This window comes from Mycobacterium gallinarum (genome assembly GCF_010726765.1).
GTDB lineage: Bacteria > Actinomycetota > Actinomycetes > Mycobacteriales > Mycobacteriaceae > Mycobacterium > Mycobacterium gallinarum.
On sequence record NZ_AP022601.1, the window covers coordinates 1,036,457 to 1,053,566 of the forward strand.

Annotated in this window: 13 protein-coding genes; 7 read left to right on the forward strand and 6 right to left on the reverse strand. The window is 64.8% G+C overall.

All coding sequences use genetic code 11. From position 1 onward, the window contains the following. The first annotated feature begins 2 nt into the window (after positions 1-2). Entirely contained in the window at positions 3-389 is a 387-nt protein-coding gene (locus tag G6N42_RS05220; protein ID WP_163726999.1) for a DUF1304 domain-containing protein, read from the forward strand. Here G6N42_RS05220 and car read toward each other — a convergent pair. Further along, positions 384-3,878: a carboxylic acid reductase gene (gene car / locus G6N42_RS05225; RefSeq protein WP_163727002.1), complete on the reverse strand. Its 3,495-nt coding sequence runs from the start codon at positions 3,876-3,878 to the stop codon at positions 384-386. The two genes, G6N42_RS05220 and car, sit on opposite strands and share 6 nt — an antisense overlap. Before the next feature lie 241 nt (positions 3,879-4,119). Between car and G6N42_RS05230 the strand changes: the two genes are divergently transcribed. Beyond that, the gene (locus tag G6N42_RS05230; protein WP_163727005.1) at positions 4,120-4,755 is read left to right on the forward strand and encodes a hypothetical protein; all 636 of its coding nucleotides are present in this window, start codon (positions 4,120-4,122) and stop codon (positions 4,753-4,755) included. 99 nt (positions 4,756-4,854) lie between these two features. Here G6N42_RS05230 and G6N42_RS05235 read toward each other — a convergent pair whose 3' ends face one another. Further along, the gene (locus G6N42_RS05235) at positions 4,855-8,133 is read right to left on the reverse strand and encodes a helix-turn-helix transcriptional regulator (protein ID WP_163727008.1); all 3,279 of its coding nucleotides are present in this window, start codon (positions 8,131-8,133) and stop codon (positions 4,855-4,857) included. Positions 8,134-8,364: 231 nt separating this feature from the next. Here G6N42_RS05235 and G6N42_RS05240 point away from each other — a divergent pair, with 231 nt between their 5' ends. Then, a complete protein-coding gene (locus G6N42_RS05240; RefSeq protein ID WP_163727013.1) occupies positions 8,365-8,649 on the forward strand; it encodes a cytochrome P450 family protein in 285 nt (94 codons plus the stop codon). On the opposite strand, the gene G6N42_RS05245 is transcribed toward G6N42_RS05240, so the two are convergent. Continuing rightward, positions 8,646-9,110, reverse strand: a complete 465-nt coding sequence (locus G6N42_RS05245) for a MarR family winged helix-turn-helix transcriptional regulator (protein ID WP_163727015.1) — start codon at positions 9,108-9,110, stop codon at positions 8,646-8,648. The two genes, G6N42_RS05240 and G6N42_RS05245, sit on opposite strands and share 4 nt — an antisense overlap. 60 nt (positions 9,111-9,170) lie before the next feature. On the opposite strand from G6N42_RS05245, the gene G6N42_RS05250 reads away from it, so the two are divergent. Beyond that, entirely contained in the window at positions 9,171-9,998 is an 828-nt protein-coding gene (locus G6N42_RS05250; protein WP_163727018.1) for an alpha/beta fold hydrolase, read from the forward strand. 108 nt (positions 9,999-10,106) lie between these two features. On the opposite strand, the gene G6N42_RS05255 is transcribed toward G6N42_RS05250, so the two are convergent. The 3 genes from G6N42_RS05255 to G6N42_RS05265 form a co-directional block, all read right to left on the reverse strand. Then, positions 10,107-11,540, reverse strand: coding sequence for a gamma-aminobutyraldehyde dehydrogenase (locus G6N42_RS05255; protein ID WP_163727021.1), 1,434 nt, complete (start codon positions 11,538-11,540; stop codon positions 10,107-10,109). Positions 11,541-11,559: 19 nt separating this feature from the next. After that, entirely contained in the window at positions 11,560-12,900 is a 1,341-nt protein-coding gene (gene gabT / locus G6N42_RS05260) for a 4-aminobutyrate--2-oxoglutarate transaminase (RefSeq protein WP_163727023.1), read from the reverse strand. Between the two features lie 145 nt (positions 12,901-13,045). Continuing rightward, positions 13,046-13,459 carry a VOC family protein gene (locus G6N42_RS05265; RefSeq protein ID WP_163727026.1) on the reverse strand — a complete coding sequence of 138 codons (414 nt, stop codon included), beginning with the start codon at positions 13,457-13,459 and terminating at the stop codon, positions 13,046-13,048. A 139-nt stretch (positions 13,460-13,598) separates the two neighbouring features. On the opposite strand from G6N42_RS05265, the gene yajC reads away from it, so the two are divergent. The 3 genes from yajC to secF all read left to right on the forward strand — a co-directional run bounded on the left by yajC (position 13,599) and on the right by secF (position 17,106). After that, the gene (gene yajC, locus G6N42_RS05270) at positions 13,599-13,931 is read left to right on the forward strand and encodes a preprotein translocase subunit YajC (RefSeq protein ID WP_163727029.1); all 333 of its coding nucleotides are present in this window, start codon (positions 13,599-13,601) and stop codon (positions 13,929-13,931) included. Between the two features lie 72 nt (positions 13,932-14,003). Continuing rightward, complete coding sequence (gene secD / locus G6N42_RS05275; RefSeq protein WP_163727032.1) at positions 14,004-15,824, forward strand: protein translocase subunit SecD; 1,821 nt, start codon at positions 14,004-14,006, stop codon at positions 15,822-15,824. A gap of 4 nt (positions 15,825-15,828) precedes the next feature. Further along, a complete protein-coding gene (gene secF, locus G6N42_RS05280) occupies positions 15,829-17,106 on the forward strand; it encodes a protein translocase subunit SecF (protein ID WP_163727036.1) in 1,278 nt (425 codons plus the stop codon). The last annotated feature ends 4 nt before the right edge of the window (positions 17,107-17,110 follow it).

Consider the following 17,110-nt stretch of genomic DNA (forward strand, 5'->3'; position numbering starts at 1 on the left):
ACATGGGGTTCGCGGGACTCTTCTTCGCCGCTCTGGCGGCCTTGCTGCACGTCTACATCTGGGTGATGGAGTCACTGACGTGGACCTCCAAGCGCACCAGAGCAACCTTCGGCATCACCGAGGAGGAGGCGCTGGCCACCAAGGAGATGGCGTTCAACCAGGGTTTCTACAACCTGTTTCTGGCGATCGTCACCGTGACGGGCATCGTCATCGGCGGACTCGGCCACAACTACATCGGCCTCGCGCTGATCTTCGCCGGCACCGGTTCCATGCTTGCCGCGGCGGTGGTGCTGCTGCTGTCCTCTCCCGATAAGGCGCGCGCCGCTGTGACACAAGGAATCCTGCCGTTGATCGCGATCATCCTGCTCATCATCGGGCTGACGCTATAGCAGACCCAACAGCTGCAGGTCGGTGATGTACTTGACGATGATCTCGGCCGTGACGTGTGGAATGTCCTTATCCGGGCCGATTTTCGCGTCCTGCACCGCGGCGCGGAATCGGTCGGTCGTCGCGAACGAACCGAGAAGCGGCCTGGCGGGCTGCGCGTAACTGTGGAGCAACGGCAACAGCGAGGCCTGACGCTGGCGGTCTGGTAGGCCCCGCATGCTCATCTCGAACCGCTGCAGCCACTGGCCGTAGTCCGCGACCCGGTCGATCGGATACCCGGCATCGACCAGCCAGTCCACGAACTCGTCGAGACCGACACCGTCGTCGTGCGGGTTCATCACGTGGAAGGTCTCGAACCCGTGGATGTGGTGTGCCCCTAGCGTGGAGATCGCGTCGGCGATGAAATCGACTGGTAGACCGTCGTAGTGGGCCCGCTGCCGATGGCCCGCGGCGTCCAGTTCGTAGAACGAACCCGGTGCGATACCGGTAGCCACCAGGCTGAGCATCAGTCGGGTGAACATATCGGGCACGTTGAGCTGGCCGGCGTATTTCGGCTCCGCGAGGATCATGTCGCACCGGAACACCTGGACCGGCAGACCGCTCAGATCGTGCGCTTCGCGCAGCAGCACCTCGCCCGCCCACTTGCTGTTTCCGTAGCCGTTGGCGTAGTTGTCGTTGACCACGCGTGTCGCGCTGCTCTGGCGCAGGTCGGCGTCTTCGACAAATGCCGTCGGTTCGATCTGATCGCCGACACCGACGGTCGACAGGTACACAAACGGCTTCAACTTCGTGGTCAGCGCCAGCCGGATGAGTTCCGCGGTGCCGACGACGTTGGGACCGAACAACTGGTCGTAGGGCAGGACGTGGTTGACCAGTGCGGCCGGATCCACGATCAGGTCGACGGTGTCGGCGAGCCGCTGCCAGGTCGTTTCGTCGAGCCCGAGCCCGAGTTCGCCTTTGTCGCCCGCAAGCACCTCCAAATGCCCTGCAGCCAAACGCCGGTAGTGATCGAGCAAGGCGGGATCGCCGCTGTCGAAGGTTTCGTCCAGGCGCTGCCGCGCCGTCGCGTCGTCCTTGGCGCGAACCAGAGTGATCACCTTGCCGCCGACGAGGCTCATCCGTTCCAGCCAGTCCAGTGCGAGGTAGCGGCCGAGGAAACCGGTCGCGCCCGTCAGCAGCACGGTGCGTACCTCCTGGCTGGGGTAGGGCAGTGCCGGCGCGTTCGCCAGGGTGTGGGCATCGAGGAACTTGCCCAGCGTCAGATCGCGGGCGTGGATCTCGTTGGCTCCGCGCCCGTGGACGGACGCGAACGTCGGACGGGTGCTACCGGATCGTTCTGTTTCGATGTACTCGGCCAGCGCCGCTAGGTCGTTGGCGGGGCTGACGATCACGCCCACCGGAACCTCGACAAAGAAGATCTCGCGTAGCAGGTTGGCAAAAGTCAACGCCGACAACGAATCCCCGCCCAGATCTGTGAAGTGTGCATCGGGTGACAAGTCCGAAGCCGCGCTGCCCAACAGCGCAGCGGCCGCCCGAGTGACGGTCTCGATCACCGGCCGAGTCGCGCCGCCTTGCCGCAGCTCGCGCAGCTCGGCCGCCTGACCCTGAGTCAGATCCTCGTACAGTTCCTCCAGCTGCGGGCCGTAGATCTCCTTCAGCTTGGGTCGTGCCAGCTTGCGAATGCCGGTCAGCAGACCGTTCTCGAGCGTGAACGCCGTTGTCTCCAAGATGAAGTCGCGCGGCACCTCGAACGACTGGAGATCTGCCTCCTTGGCGACATCAGCCAGCGACTCGCTGATCAGTACGCGCAATTCGGACGTGTCGTGCTGGGACAACGCCTCGGGTGTCGGCACGATAACGGCCAACAAGTAGGGGCGGGCGCTGTTGCCGTAGATGTAGATCTGCCGCACCAGCGGGCTGGTTTCGAAGACCGCTTCCAGCTTGGAGGCGGTGACGAACTCGCCTTGGGACAGTTTGAGCACGAAGTTGCGCCGATCGACGTACTGCAGTCGATCCGGCCCGAGCTCGGCCACGACGTCGCCGGTTCGGTAGAAGCCCTCCTCGTCGAACACCTCGGCGGTGACTTCGGGACGCCGGTAGTACCCGGGAAACATGTTGACGGTCTTGAGCAGCAGTTCGCCTCGGGGATGAGGACGATCGGTGCTGAAGTAGCCGAGATCGGGGACATCCGCGAGCTTGTAGTCGATGACAGGGGGCCTCTTGATCTGCCCGTTGAGCAGGACTCCGCCGGCCTCGGTCGAGCCGTAGCCGTCGAGCAGATCCAGGTCCAGGAACGACTCGACCCACGCCTTGAGGTCCGAAGACGTTGGCGCCGATCCGGTGACCGCGGTCAGGTAGCGGTCGCCGAGCACCGCCGCGCGCACATCCGCGAGAAACTCGGCGTCCGACTTGGTGTCGGTGCCTTCAGATGCATGACGGTCGAGCTGGCTGCGCACCTCCGCGGACAGCATGTCCCAGACGCGGGGGACAAATGACAGCTGCGTGGGTCGCACCAGGGCCAGGTCGTCGAGGAAGGTCGACAGGTCGCTCTTGGCCGCGAAATACGCGGTGCCTCCGTGGGATAGCGCACCGAAGAGGCCCGATCGACCCATGACATGGCTCATCGGCATGAAGCTCAGCACGATCGACGGTTCCGCGCTGTCGGCCCAGCCCCAGCTCGCCGGCCGCCACAACTTCCCGGTCATATTCCGGGTGTAGATGGCGCCCTTCGGCACACCGGTGCTGCCGGACGTGTAGATCAGGAGTGCCATATCGTCGGCCTCACGATGGGCGGCAGGCCTGGCGGGCAACGTCTTTCCGCGCTCCAACGCATCCTGCAAGGTCTCCACCACGACCGTGCTATTGGCGTCGGCGAGCCGTGCGCGCAGGGCATCGTACGCATCGCGGTGGTCGGTGATCTCCGGGTCGTAGTCGAAGACAACGAGGCTGGACGGCGCGTAGCCCGTCAGGACGAGTTCGGCTGCGTCATCGAGGTAGTCGATGCTCGACGCGATAACGGCAGGCTCGGTTTCGGCGACGATGGGTCGCAGCGCCGTCAAGGGAGCGCTTGTCTGAAGTGGCACCGCGATGGCGCCCAACGGAATGGTTGCGACATCGATGACCGTGTAGTCGATGCTGCCGAATCCCAGAATCGCCACGCGGTCACCCGGATGCACATCGGTGAGGGCCCTGGTCAACGAGCTGATGCGGTCGTCCAGTTCGTGATACGTGATGGTGTTGTAGTGGGGCAGAAGCTTGGCGGAGGTGCGACCCCGACGGTCTTCTACGTAGTCGACGGCGCGCTCCCCGAGGGCGGGACGGTCGGCGTAGGCCTCCAACACGGTTCGCACGACGGCATCCAGCGACAGCTCGGGATTCTCGATTGCCTGGCTGACGGCCGGATCGGGTTTGGCCGCGGCGAACTGGGGGTCGGTGGCGGTTAGGTCTGCGATGCGTCGCGCGAGGCGCTCTTCACGAGTATCAGTGGACATCGAGGAACCCTTCGATAACACAAATGATTTGGTCGGGCGCTTCGTCGAGCCCACTAGTAGAAATATCGTTAGCAAAGCTAAAGCTATTCCGTCAGCTTGCTGGTAGTTGCCTGTGAGCGGCAGGTGATTGCAGGTGAGGCGGTTGCGTCGCCCCGGTGGCTTTCATCACAGCCTCGACGAGGCGCTGCTTTTGACCCGGTGCAGCGGATTACGGCGCTCGCCGTTCGGGTATTCCACGCCCATGACTGATACGCGAGTTCGGACCCGTGGCGGACGCCTGAAGATGCAGCGCAGCCGCGGTGCAATGAGCGGATTGCTCCTGATTCTGCTGGGCGCGTTCGGTGCGCTCATCCCGTTCGTCGGACCGTACTTCGACTTCGCGTTCAGCCCGGACACGGCGTGGGCGTGGACGGATGCGCGCGGATGGCTGCAGGTGCTGCCCGGCGCAGTCGCCGTCGTCGGCGGTCTGCTGCTGCTGGTTTCCCGTAACCGCGCGACGGCGATGCTCGGCGCGTGGCTTGGTGCAATCGCAGGCGTGTGGTTCATCGTCGGCCGCGCGTCGGCGGGACTGCTGGGCATCGGTGACGCGGGCGCCCCCGTGGCGGCGACGGAGGCCAAGTCCGTGGCGCTGGAACTGGCGTACTTCTACGGCCTCGGCGCGCTGATCGTGTTCGTGGCCGCAGCGGCCGTGGGTCGCATCTCTGTTCGCAGTGTGCGAGACGTCGAGTACGTCGACACGCCGGTTGCTGAGACCGTGCAGCCGCAGCCCGCGTTCTCGGACTCCGATGAGGTCACCGAGATCCAGCCGACGGGCACTGACACCGGCCGACACCGCGGCTGGCGTGGTGCATTCGGCAAGCGCACCGCCGTCCACTAACTTTGTCGAAATGGGGCCCCTACTTCGTGGGGCCCCATTTTCGTGGGGCCCCTACTTCGTGGGGCCCCTACTTCGTGGGGCCCCTACTTCGTGGGGGCCCTATTTCGTGGCGGACAGTTGCCGCGCCGCCTCCTGTGCCAGTTGCACGCGGGAGGTCAGGCCGAGCTTGTTGTAGACATGACGCAAGTGCGACTGCACTGTGCGCGGCGACACGAAGAGGCGAGTGGCGATGTCCTTATTGGGGATGCCGTCGGCAACTAGGCGTACAACGTCGAGTTCGGTGGGCGTGAGCGAAGCCCATCCGGTGGACGGGCGCTTGCGCTCACCGCGACCACGCTGTGCGTAAGCGATCGCTTCCTCGGTCGACAGCGAGGCCCCCTCGGCCCATGCGGCATCGAAGTCGTCGTCACTCAGCATGTTTCGAAGTGACACGACCACCGACTCGTGATGGCCTTCGTACACCTTGAAGAGCGGGAGCTCCAAGCGCTCCCTCATGGCGTGTGCGGATCCAAGCAGTCGTGCTGCGTGACGGGAACTGTCGGCGTTGTGTGCCAGCTCTGCCAAACACTCGAGATAGTCGGGAACGCATACGTATGCGCCCATTGGCGCGGCGATTGCCAAGCCGTCATACACATCGGCCGCGGCCAGCTCCCGGTTGCCCTCCGCGATATGGATGCGGGCGCGCTCCGCCAGTCCGAGACACAAGAACATTCCCGTGGTCCCGGACACGGCCTCGTCAGCCCATTGCCGTGCCCGGACCTTCTCGCCACATACGAGAGCTGCTTTCGCCGCCCACATCAGGTTGGCCTTCTCTATGGCGGAGTTCGTCACACTGCGAAGGGCCACCTCGCCGGCCTGCAGTGCTGCAGCGGCGTCGCCTGCCGCCAACTCGGCCCAAATGACCACCAGGTAGGCGTTCTGGACGAGGAAGCCGAGCTCGGCGCAGGCTTCGAGCGTTTCAGCGGCCGTCGTTCGCGCTCCATCCGTGTCGCCGTGCCACGCCAGTGCGAATCCGAGACAAATCAGTCCCGCGACCCTGGACATCACGTCGTGCGCAACCGTGGCCTGTTGGACCATGTCTCGGTATTGAGCCACCGCGGTAACCACCTCACCGCGGCCCATATTCGCCCACGCAAGATACATAAGGCACTGTCGTGCGTTGAAGTCGTCACCAAGCGCGGTCGCCAGGTCGTGGCCTTCCTGGGCCAGCGATTGAGCTGTCTCGACGTTGCCCTCGATCATCGCTCCGTAGGCCTGTCGCCCCAATATCTGGCACAGTCGCCAGGAATCTCCCAATTCCCGAGCGAGGTAGGCCGCCTCAGCGAAATACGGGCGCGCAACCCCGGCGTCGTGAGCAGTTATGCAGGCGCATGCGGTGAGCACCCGACACAACAATGCGGGGTCGTTGACGTCGCGTGCGACCGCCAACGCTTGCATTGTCGGCGCCACCATGTCAGCGACGTCCACCCATGAGCTCAAAACGGCTTTATCCGCTATGGCTCTCGCCCATATCGCCGGTTCGACCGATTCACCCGCGGCCCCAGCGGCATCCAGCCAAGCGATCCCTTCTGAAACGCGGCCGCGCATGAGCCATAGGGGCTGGAGGGCCGATGCCAGCCCCAATGCCTTTGCAAAGTCACCGGTTTCTAGACTCCATGTGAAGGCAGCCCGCAAGTTATCGACCTCTTTCACAGCTTGTGTTACTCGGTGCTCGTAGCCACCGGTAGTGGATGCGTCCAGTTGGTCAGCCATCTCAGAGAAATGATCACGGTGCCGTCCGCGAACTTCGTCGGCCTCCCCAGACTCGCCAAGTTTTTCGAGCGCGTACTGGCGTACGGTTTCCAGCAGCCGATACCGCGTTCTGCCATCTAGGTTTTCGGCGACGACCAGGGACTTGTCGACGAGCAGGCTGAGCTGGTCGAGCACCTGGAAGCGCTCCACTTCGGTGACGCCTGCCACAGCCTGGGCAGCGTCGAGATCGAATCCGCCCATGAATACCGCTAGGCGGCGGAACAGGATTCGTTCATGTTCGGTGAGCAACGCGTGCGACCAGTCCACCGAGGCTCGTAACGTCTGTTGTCGCCGTACTGCCGTTCTGGCACCGCCGGTGAGGAGGCGGAACCGGTCGTGCAAGCTGTCGACGATCTCATCGAGCGACAGTGCCCGTACCCGCGCGGCGGCCAGTTCGATGGCTAGCGGCATGCCGTCGAGGCGGCGGCAGATATCGGTGACCGTATCTGAATTCGCATCGGTGACCGCGAAATCGGGCCGGGCCCGGCGGGCGCGGTCGGTGAACAACTCGACGGCCTCGTCGGTCAGCGATAAGGACGGAACTTGCCAATTCACCTCGCCCGCCACCATCAGAGGCTCGCGGCTTGTCGCCAGAATTGTCACCCGAGAGCAGCTGGCGAGCACATGGTTGACCAGCTCCGCGCTGGCCTGCAACAGGTGCTCGCAGTTGTCGAATACCAGCAGCAGCTGACGGTCCCGAATGGCACGAAGTAGCGTCTCGGTGATCGATCGGCCCGGTTGGTCTGGCAGCCCGAGCGCGCGAGCAACAGTAAGCGGCACCAGGTCTGGATGGGTGATCGGAGCCAGGTCGGCGTAGCAGATGCCATCGGAAAACTGGCTGCCTGTGTGACGGGCGACTTCGATCGCTAGACGTGTCTTGCCGGCCCCGCCTGCACCGGTCAGAGTTACCAGGCGCTCTGCGACCAGGGAGCTGCTGATCTCTCTGATCTGAGCGGCACGGCCGACGAAGCTGGTCAGTTGGGCCGGGAGGTTATGACTCGCAACGAGATCCGCCGTCCGCAGCGGCGGGAAGTCGTTGCGCAGGTCGGGATGGCACAGCTGTACAACCCGCATAGGGCGGGGCAGGTCACGCAAGGGATGGCGGCCCAGATCGTTCAACCATGCGGCGTCGGGGAGTTGGTCCTCGACCATTTCCTCGGTTGCGCCGGAGATGACGGTTTGGCCCCCGTGCGCCAGATCCCGTAACCGGGCAGTCTTGTTGATCGTTGTGCCCGCATAGTTGCCTTCGTCACGCAGCTGCACATCCCCGGTGTGAACTCCGATGCGCAGCTTGATCGGCGCCAAATCCGCTCGTTGCAGTTCGAGCGCGCATGCCACTGCGTCACCGGCCCGGGCGAATGCGGCGACGAAGCTGTCGCCCTCACCCTGTTCGACGGGGCGTACCCCGCCGTGCTCGGCGATGAGCGCTGACGCCATCTGATTCATTCGTGCGATGGCGCCCGTCATCGCCTCCGGCTGGTTGTCCCACAACTGAGTTGAGCCCTCGACATCGGCAAGCAGCAGCGTCACCGTGCCGGTCGGCAGCAGCTCGGCCATGTCCACGTCGCTCCACTCAGTCGCGCTCATGGTCCCAGCATCGGCCGGTGGCTAGGGCCGAAACATCCGCTTTAGGGCGCATTTGTCGGACATTCACCTGCGGCTTCAGGGTGACATCGCCCCTGGGCGTGTCGAATCCGGCGCTTGTCGGCCGCGTGATTTGCGCCTCGATCCCGTCAGATCTACGCCTCGCGGCGGATGATCTGTAGTTGGGCAAATCAGACAGTGGAGTCGTCCCGATCAACCGACGAGGAGGCCGACGTGACCACCGCCAGTACCCGCCAAGCCACCACCGCCGCCGTGTGCGAAGCGCTCGGCGTGCCCCGCAAGGATTGGCCCCTGTTCTACCGCTGGGCCGCGACGCTGTTGACGCCGAAGGCCGCAGACACGCTGCACCAATACGTCGACGTCATGATCGCCGAACGGTGCCGTCGGCCTGCCGACGATCTCATCAGCAGGCTGATCGACCTCGAGGTCGACGGTGAGGAATTGACCGTCGACGACATACGCAATTTCGTGGCCGATCTGGTGGCCGGGGCCCGCTAGCTACGCGAGTCCTTCGGATCGAGCTCATCGAGCAGTCGCTGCATCGTCCGCGTCATCTGCGCGAAGTTCCTAGGTCCGACGAGTTCCGACCACCGGCCCTCGATGTCGACGACGCGGCCTCCGGCGTCCGCCATCAACGCCTGACCCCGTTTCGTCAGGTCGATGAGTTTGGCTCGTCCGTCGGCGGGGTCTGGTCGACGGATCAGATAACCCAGATCGACGAGATCGTTGACCAACTCCGACGCCGCGGCCAGGCTCAGCTGCGCTCGGTCGGCCAGCTCGGTGAGCCGAATACCGCCCATCCGGATATTGCCGAAGATCTGGAAGTGGACCTCGCGGACGTCGCCGTACCCGGCCTCCGCGCGTGGCGCGGCGAGGTCGTCACGAAACTCTCGTAACAACCTGACCAGCAGCTGCCCGATTGCCAGGCGATCGGGCGCCGGATCTCTTGACGCGGCCATAGGCTGTGAGGATACTACGGATACCGAAGTTTCGGATTCCGAAGTAAATGGAGCAGTGCGATGATCACCCCGAGTGCGAATTTCGTCAGCACCGACCTCGGCCGGCTTTACGTCCGACGCAGCGGCACGGGCCCGCCGGTCGTGTTGTGGCACAGCCTTTTCGTCGATTCGCGATCCTGGGGGCCATTGGCAGATGCCTTGGCCCAGGACCGCACGGTGTACAGCATTGACGGGCCGTCACACGGGAAAAGCGGGGCCGTGCGGCACGATTTCACGTTCGCCGAAGTCGTTGTCGCCGCCGAACAGGCGCTCGACCGTCTAGATCTGACCGAACCCGTCGACTGGGTGGGCAACGCGTGGGGAGGTCACGTCGGCATTCGGCTAGCCACCGGATCGCGACTGCGGACGTTGACCACCATCGGCACGCCGGTACAGGGGTTCAATCTGCGCGAGAAGTTCACGATGGCGTGGCCGCTCGTCCATCTCTACCGGTTCACCGGGCCCAGCGGGTTCATCATGAAGCAGCTGTTCGACTCTTTGCTCGGGGCGGAATCGATCGCCGCACAGCCGGAGCTGGCGGAGACCGTCATGGCGTCATTCCGCGACGCTGACCGCAAGGCCATGTTCCACGCGATGCGGTCGATGATGCTGAAGCGCAACGGTATCGAGGATCTACTGCCGCGAATCAAGGTGCCAACCCTCGTGATGCCCGTGCGCGACGACATCACGGGCTGGCGGCCCGACGAGGCCCGCCAAACCTGTGCCGTCATACCGAACTGCCGTGTCGAGGCGGTCGCGGGCACCGGCCACATCTCACCGCTGCTGATCGACCGCGACCGAGTCCTTCAGTCCATCACCGAGCTCTGGGCTTCGGTCGCCGCGAAGTAGGGCTTTGTTTCGCGTCTGCATCGCTATCGACGAAATGCAGACCGCGTCTCGCATTTTCGCTGCAAAACGTCGAAAGCGATGAGGTGTCGATAGCCGGCGGCGCAGAGGCTAGCCGGTGAAGGCCATGACGTGCTTGATGCGCGTGTAGTCCTCGAAGCCGTACATCGACAGGTCCTTGCCGTGGCCCGACGACTTGTACCCGCCGTGCGGCATCTCGGCGACCAGCGGGATATGCGTGTTGATCCACACGCATCCGAAGTCCAGCGCCGCGGATACCCGCAGTGCTCGCGACACGTCCTTCGTCCACACCGATGACGCCAGGCCGTATTCGGTTCCGTTGGCCCACGCGATCGCCTCGTCCTCGTCGGAGAACGACTGCACCGTGATCACCGGGCCGAAGATCTCCTGCTGCACCAGTCGGTCGTCCTGGCGAAGGCCGCCGATGACCGTCGGCGCGACGTAGAATCCCTTGTCGCCCTGGCGTTCTCCACCCGCGGCCACATTCGCGTGCGACGGCACATCGGTGAAGAACGACAGCACCCGCTCCATCTGGTTGACGTTGTTGACCGGCGGCACCCACGCGTCCTCGTCGTCGGAGGCCTTTCCGAACGTCGTCGTGGCGCCGCGCGCCTGCTCGGCGAGCGCATCGGTCAGGTCCGACGCCACCTTGGACGTCGCGAGCACGCGGGTTGCCGCCGTGCAGTCCTGGCCCGCGTTGAAGTATCCGGCCGTCGCGATTCCCTCTGCGGCGCTGGCGATGTCGCTGTCATCGAACACGATCACCGGCGCCTTGCCGCCCAGCTCCAGGTGCGTGCGCTTCAAGTGCCCGCCCGCACTCACGGCGACCGCGCGGCCCGCGGCCACCGAGCCCGTGATCGACACCATCTCGGGCGTCGGATGCGCAACCACCGCAGCACCGGTGTTCCGGTCGCCGCACACGACGTTCAGCACACCCGGCGGGAAGTGCTTGGCCGCGATCTCGGCGAGCATGACGGTTGTGACGGGGGTGGTGTCGCTGGGTTTGATGACGACCGTGTTGCCCGCGGCGATGGCCGGACAGAACTTCCAGATCGCCATCATCATGGGGTAGTTCCACGGTGATACCTGGCCGATCACACCGACCGGCTCGCGACGAATCCACGACGTGTGGTTCTCCATGTACTCGCCGGCGGACTTGCCCTCCAACATCCGTGCCGCACCGGCGAAGAAGCGAATCTGGTCGACCATCGGCGGAATCTCTTCGGCCGTGGTGACATGGTTCGGCTTCCCCGTGTTACGGCCCTCGGCCTCCACGAGTGCCTGGGCGTTGCGCTCGACGTCGTCAGCGAAATCGAGCAGCGCTTTCTGGCGGTTGGACGGTGTCGTGCGCTTCCAGTCCTTGAATGCCTTCGACGCAGCGGCATACGCGTTGTCGATGTCGGCCTCGTTGCAGATGGGCGCGGTGGCGTACTCCTCGCCGGTGCTCGGATCGACCAGCGGCATCGTGGCGCCGCTGACGGAGTCGACGAGTTCGCCGCCGATGAAATTCTGGACCTTGGTCACAGCGTGAACTTCCTTTCGGTTAAAGATCTTTGAGGACAAGGGCGAGGACGTCGAGACCTTCGTTGAGTAGGTCGTCGCTGATGGTCAATGGAGGCAGGAACCGCAGGACATTTCCGAATGTGCCGCAGGACAACACGATCACGCCCGCGGCGTGGCAGCCGCCGCACAGCGCTTTGGTCAGATCGGCGTCGGGCTCGGTGGTGCCGGACTTCACCAGCTCCATCGCGATCATGGCGCCGCGGCCCCGGACGTCGCCGATTCGGTCGTCCTCGGCCTGCAGTCGCCCGAGCCGGTCCTTCATCAGCGCCTCGATCTGCTGCGCCCGCTCAACGAGCCCGTCGGCCTCGATGGTCTCAATGGTCGCCAGCGCCGCCGCGCACGCGACCGGATTTCCGCCGTAGGTGCCGCCGAGCCCACTGACGTGGGGTGCGTCCATGATTTCGGCGCGTCCGGTCACCGCGGACAGCGGCATGCCGTCGGCGATGCCCTTGGCGGTAACGATGAGATCGGGTTCGATGCCTTCGTGTTCGCACGCGAACATGGCCCCGGTGCGGGCGAACCCGGTCTGCACCTCGTCGGCGATGAACACGACGTTGTTCTTCCGACACCAATCCAGCAGCGCGGGCAGGAAGCCGTCGGCGGGCACGATGAACCCGCCCTCACCCTGGATGGGTTCGATGATGACCGCGGCCAGGTTGTCGGCACCGACTTGCTTGTCCATCACGGTGATGGCGCGCTTGGCCGCAAGCTCACCGTCGGTGGCCATTTCCTTGCCGAATTCCGCGTCGCGGAACGGATACGACAGCGGTGCTCGGTAGATCTCCGGCGCGAACGGGCCAAAGCCGTGCTTGTAGGGCATCGACTTCGCGGTCAACGCCATGGTCAGGTTGGTCCGCCCGTGATACGCGTGGTCGAACGACACCACCGCCGATTTCCGGGTGTAGGTTCGCGCGACCTTGATCGCGTTCTCCACCGCTTCGGAGCCCGAGTTGAACAGTGCCGACCGCTTGTCTCCGCTGCCGGGCGTGAGCCGGTTGAGTTGCTCGGCGACCGCGACGTATCCCTCGTATGGCGTGATCATGAAACATGTGTGGGTGAATCTCGCGGCCTGATCCTGCACTGCCGCCACGACGGCCGGCGACGAGTTTCCAATGGTGGTCACCGCGATGCCCGACCCCAGATCGATGAGTCGATTGCCGTCGACATCCTCGACGATGCCGCCGAATGCGCGCGACGCGTACACGGGCATCGTGTTGCCTACCGCCCGGGACACCGCGGCGGCCTTCCTGTCGATCAGCGCTTGTGAAAGCGGGCCGGGTATCTCGGTGGCGAGATATCGGCTCTGCTCGACGGTACTCAAATCCGCCTCCTGACGTAGATTCGGCGCACGACGCGCCGCGGTTCGAGCCTAGTCGGGAGCGCACCGATCCGATTGAAAACTCTGGGAGCTTCTAGCGGAATCGTCGGTCATCACTGATCGGGGCAACGGATTTCGTCGCCATCGCTCAGTCGCGGTCGTGATGGCACACCGCTTCGAGCATCAGCCCCCAGGGGTCGAGCCAGAACGTCGCGAAATAGGGCGGGGGATACTGCGGAAACACCTGCGGCCGGTGCAGGACCTCGCCGCCGAATCGTGGGATCAACGTCGCGGCGACGAGTTCGTGAACGTCGCGCACCAGGGATCGGGATCGCATCATGAAAGCCAGATGCTGAAGGCCGGTCCGGTGCCGCGAGTATCGCGAGGTCTCGGCCGACGGATAGAAGAACAGATATGTGCCCGGCTCGCCGCCCGCGGGACGATAGGCGAACTCGTCGGATGCCGTGAGGAACTCGTCGAATCCCAGCAGCGGCATGACCGCGTCGTAGTAGGTCTTGGCGGCGCCGAGATCGGGAACATTGATGCCGAGGTGCCCGAGCACTACAGGACGCTAACACTGCGCCGGGGCGACGGGGGCCTCGGTCATCTGCGGCCGCAATGGCACACTGGTCACTGACGAAGCGCCTGACCTGCCGGTCTGCGCTGTGACACCGAGACCGATACGAAAGACAGTTGCTGCCATGGATCTGGTCATCTTCCTGCCGCTCATCATCATCATGGGTGCGTTCATGTTCTTCGCGTCGCGCCGCCAGAAGAAGGCGATGCAGGCGACCATCGATCTGCACGAATCGCTGCAGATCGGGGATCGCATCCACACCACGTCCGGCTTGGAAGGCACGATCACCGGAATTCACGACGACTCCATCGACCTGGAGATCGCTCCCGGCGTGGTCACGACATGGATGAAGCTGGCCGTGCGCGACAAGATCACCGATGATGACGATTTCGAGGACGTCGAAGACGAGGAATCGACGGCGACCGAAATCACCGAAAGCCCGAACACCAAGGACTGAGGGCTGACTACTCAGCCTGAGCACGTACCCTTTGCGGTGCTGACGAACTGATCTCGAGGAGACCCTAGAAACGTGGCATCGCCTTCGACGCCGGTGCACCCTGCCCGCTACCTTGCGCTCTTTCTGGTACTGCTGGTCGGCGCATACCTGCTGGTGTTCCTGACGGGGGACAAGAAGGCCGAGCCGAAGCTCGGCATCGATCTGCAGGGCGGCACCCGTGTAACGCTCACCGCTCGCACGCCGGACGGCTCCCGTCCCACCCGTGACGCCCTCAACCAGGCACAGACGATCATCAACGATCGCGTCAACGGTCTGGGTGTGTCGGGGTCCGAAGTCATCATCGACGGCGACAACCTCGTCATCACCGTTCCGGGTAACGAGAGCAGCGAGGCCCGCAACCTCGGCCAGACGGCACGGCTGTACATCCGGCCGGTGATTCACGCGATGCCGTCCGCCGCGGCACAGCCACAGCAGCCGCCCACCGAGGAACCACAGGGAACCCCTCCGGGTGCACCCGGCGCACCAGGAGCCATCCCCGGACTACCTGGCGCTCCAGGGGCGCCAGGTGCGCCGGGCGCCCAGGTGCTTCCCCCGGGCGCGGGCGAGCAGCCGGCAGCACCGCCCGCCCAGTCGCCCGCGCCGCAACCGCGTCCGTACCCGGTGGAGCCGCCGGCCCAGCCCGCACCCGAGCCGCCAGCGCCGCCGCAACCGACGCCACCGCCGGGACAGGAGCCGGCACCGGCTCCCGGGACGCAGGCGCCCGCGCCGCCACCTGACGACGTCCCGCTTTCGCAGCGCATCGCCGACGAGAAGGAACTGCGCCAGAGCAGCGATCAGCAGATCCAGATCCTGGCGCTGCAGTTCCAGGCCACCCGCTGCGGCGAGGACGATGTGCTGGCCGGTAACGACGATCCGAACCTGCCGCTGGTCACGTGCTCGCAGGACGGCAACGAGGTCTACCTGCTGGACAAGTCGATCATCAGCGGTGAGCAGATCGAGAACGCGAGCTCGGGCTTCGACCAGCAGCAAGGCATCTACCTCGTCGACGTCCAGTTCAAGGGCGACGCCACCAAGATCTGGGCGGACTTCACCGCCGCCAACGTCGGCACCCAGACCGCGTTCGTGCTGGACTCCCAGGTGGTCAGTGCCCCCGAGATTCGCGAGCCGATTCCCGGCGGTCGTACCCAGATCAGCGGTCAGTTCACCGAGCAGACGGCGCGTGAGCTCGCCAACGTGCTGAAGTACGGTTCGCTGCCGCTGTCGTTCGAGTCGTCGGAGGCTGAAACCGTTTCCGCGACCTTGGGTTTGACGTCGCTGCGGGCGGGCTTGATCGCGGGAGCGGTCGGTCTGGCCCTGGTGCTGCTCTATTCGCTCCTCTACTACCGGGTGTTGGGCGTGCTGATCGCGCTGTCGCTGGTCGCTTCGGGCGCAATGGTCTACGCGATCCTCGTGCTCCTCGGCAGATACATCGGATACACGCTCGACCTGGCCGGTATCGCGGGTTTGATCATCGGTATAGGTATGACGGCAGACTCGTTCGTGGTGTTCTTCGAACGCATCAAAGACGAGATACGCGACGGTCGCTCGTTCCGTTCGGCGGTGCCCCGTGGTTGGAACAGAGCGCGTAAGACGATTCTGTCCGGCAACGCGGTCACGTTCCTGGCTGCCGCCGTCCTGTATGTGCTGGCGGTCGGCCAAGTGAAGGGGTTCGCGTTTACCTTGGGCCTGACGACCATCCTCGACGTGGTGGTGGTGTTCCTGGTGACGTGGCCGATCGTCTACATCGCGTCGAAGTCGCCGACCATGGCGAAGCCGAAGCTCAACGGTCTCGGCGCGGTGCAGCAGATCGCCCGCGAACGCCGCGCGGCCGCACACGTGACGGGACGGGGGTAGCGACATGGCCGCCAGGCATAAAGACAAAGACGTCGACGACGTGTTGACCGAAGCCGTCGAGGCGCCCGACCTCGAGAGCGAGACGCCGCGACACGGGTTCTTCACCCGGCTCTACACCGGCACCGGCGCATTCGAGGTCGTCGGCAAGCGCAAGCTGTGGTTCACGATCAGCGGATTGATCGTCGCCGTGTGCGTCCTGAGCATGGTGATCCGCGGCTTCACCTTCGGCATCGACTTCGAGGGTGGCACGAAGGTGTCCATGCCGGCGCAGACCGCCAGCGGCACCGCCACCACCCAGCAGGTCGAGGACGTCTTCAACGAAGCGTTGGGCAAGCCAGCCGACGCCGTGGTGATCGTCGGCAGCGGCGATTCGGCCACCGTGCAGATTCGCTCGGAGACGCTGGACAACGAAGAGATCGAGAAGCTGCGCACCGCGTTGTTCGACGCGTTCCAGCCGCGCGGCCCCGACGGCCAGCCGGACAAGAACGCCATCAGCGACTCCGCGGTGTCGGAGACCTGGGGCGGTCAGATCACCGAGAAGGCGCTCATCGCCCTCGTCGTGTTCCTCGCGCTGGCCGCCGTCTACATCACCGTGCGATACGAGCGCTACATGGCCGTCGCCGCGTTGGCAACGCTGGTGTTCGACCTGGTCGTCACCGCCGGCATCTATTCCATCGTCGGATTCGAGGTCACGCCCGCGACGGTCATCGGGCTGCTGACCATTCTCGGTTTCTCGCTCTACGACACCGTGATCGTGTTCGACAAGGTCGAGGAGAACACCCACGGATTCGAGCACACCACCCGCCGGACGTTCGCGGAGCACGCCAACCTGGCGGTCAACCAAACCTTCATGCGGTCGATCAACACCAGCGTGATCTCGGTGCTGCCGATTCTGGCGCTGATGGTGATCGCGGTCTGGCTGCTGGGCGTCGGCACCCTGATGGACCTGGCGCTCGTCCAGCTGGTCGGTGTGATCGTCGGTACGTATTCGTCGATCTATTTCGCCACGCCGCTGCTCGTGACGCTGCGGGAGCGCACCACGCTGGTGCGCAACCACACCCGCCGGGTGCTGAACCGCCGCAAGGGAAGTGCCGCGAAACTTTCGGACTCCGGCGAGGACGTCGTCGAGGAGAGTGCGGCGCCGACGAAGTCGGCTGTGTCGTCGCAGGCGACGAGCACCACTCCGCCACCGGACAAGCCGGCGCCCGGCGCGCGGCCGGTTCGGCCGACGGGCAGCCGAGCCGGACGACCGTCGGGTAAGCGCGACGCCCGGCGGCGGTAGCCGA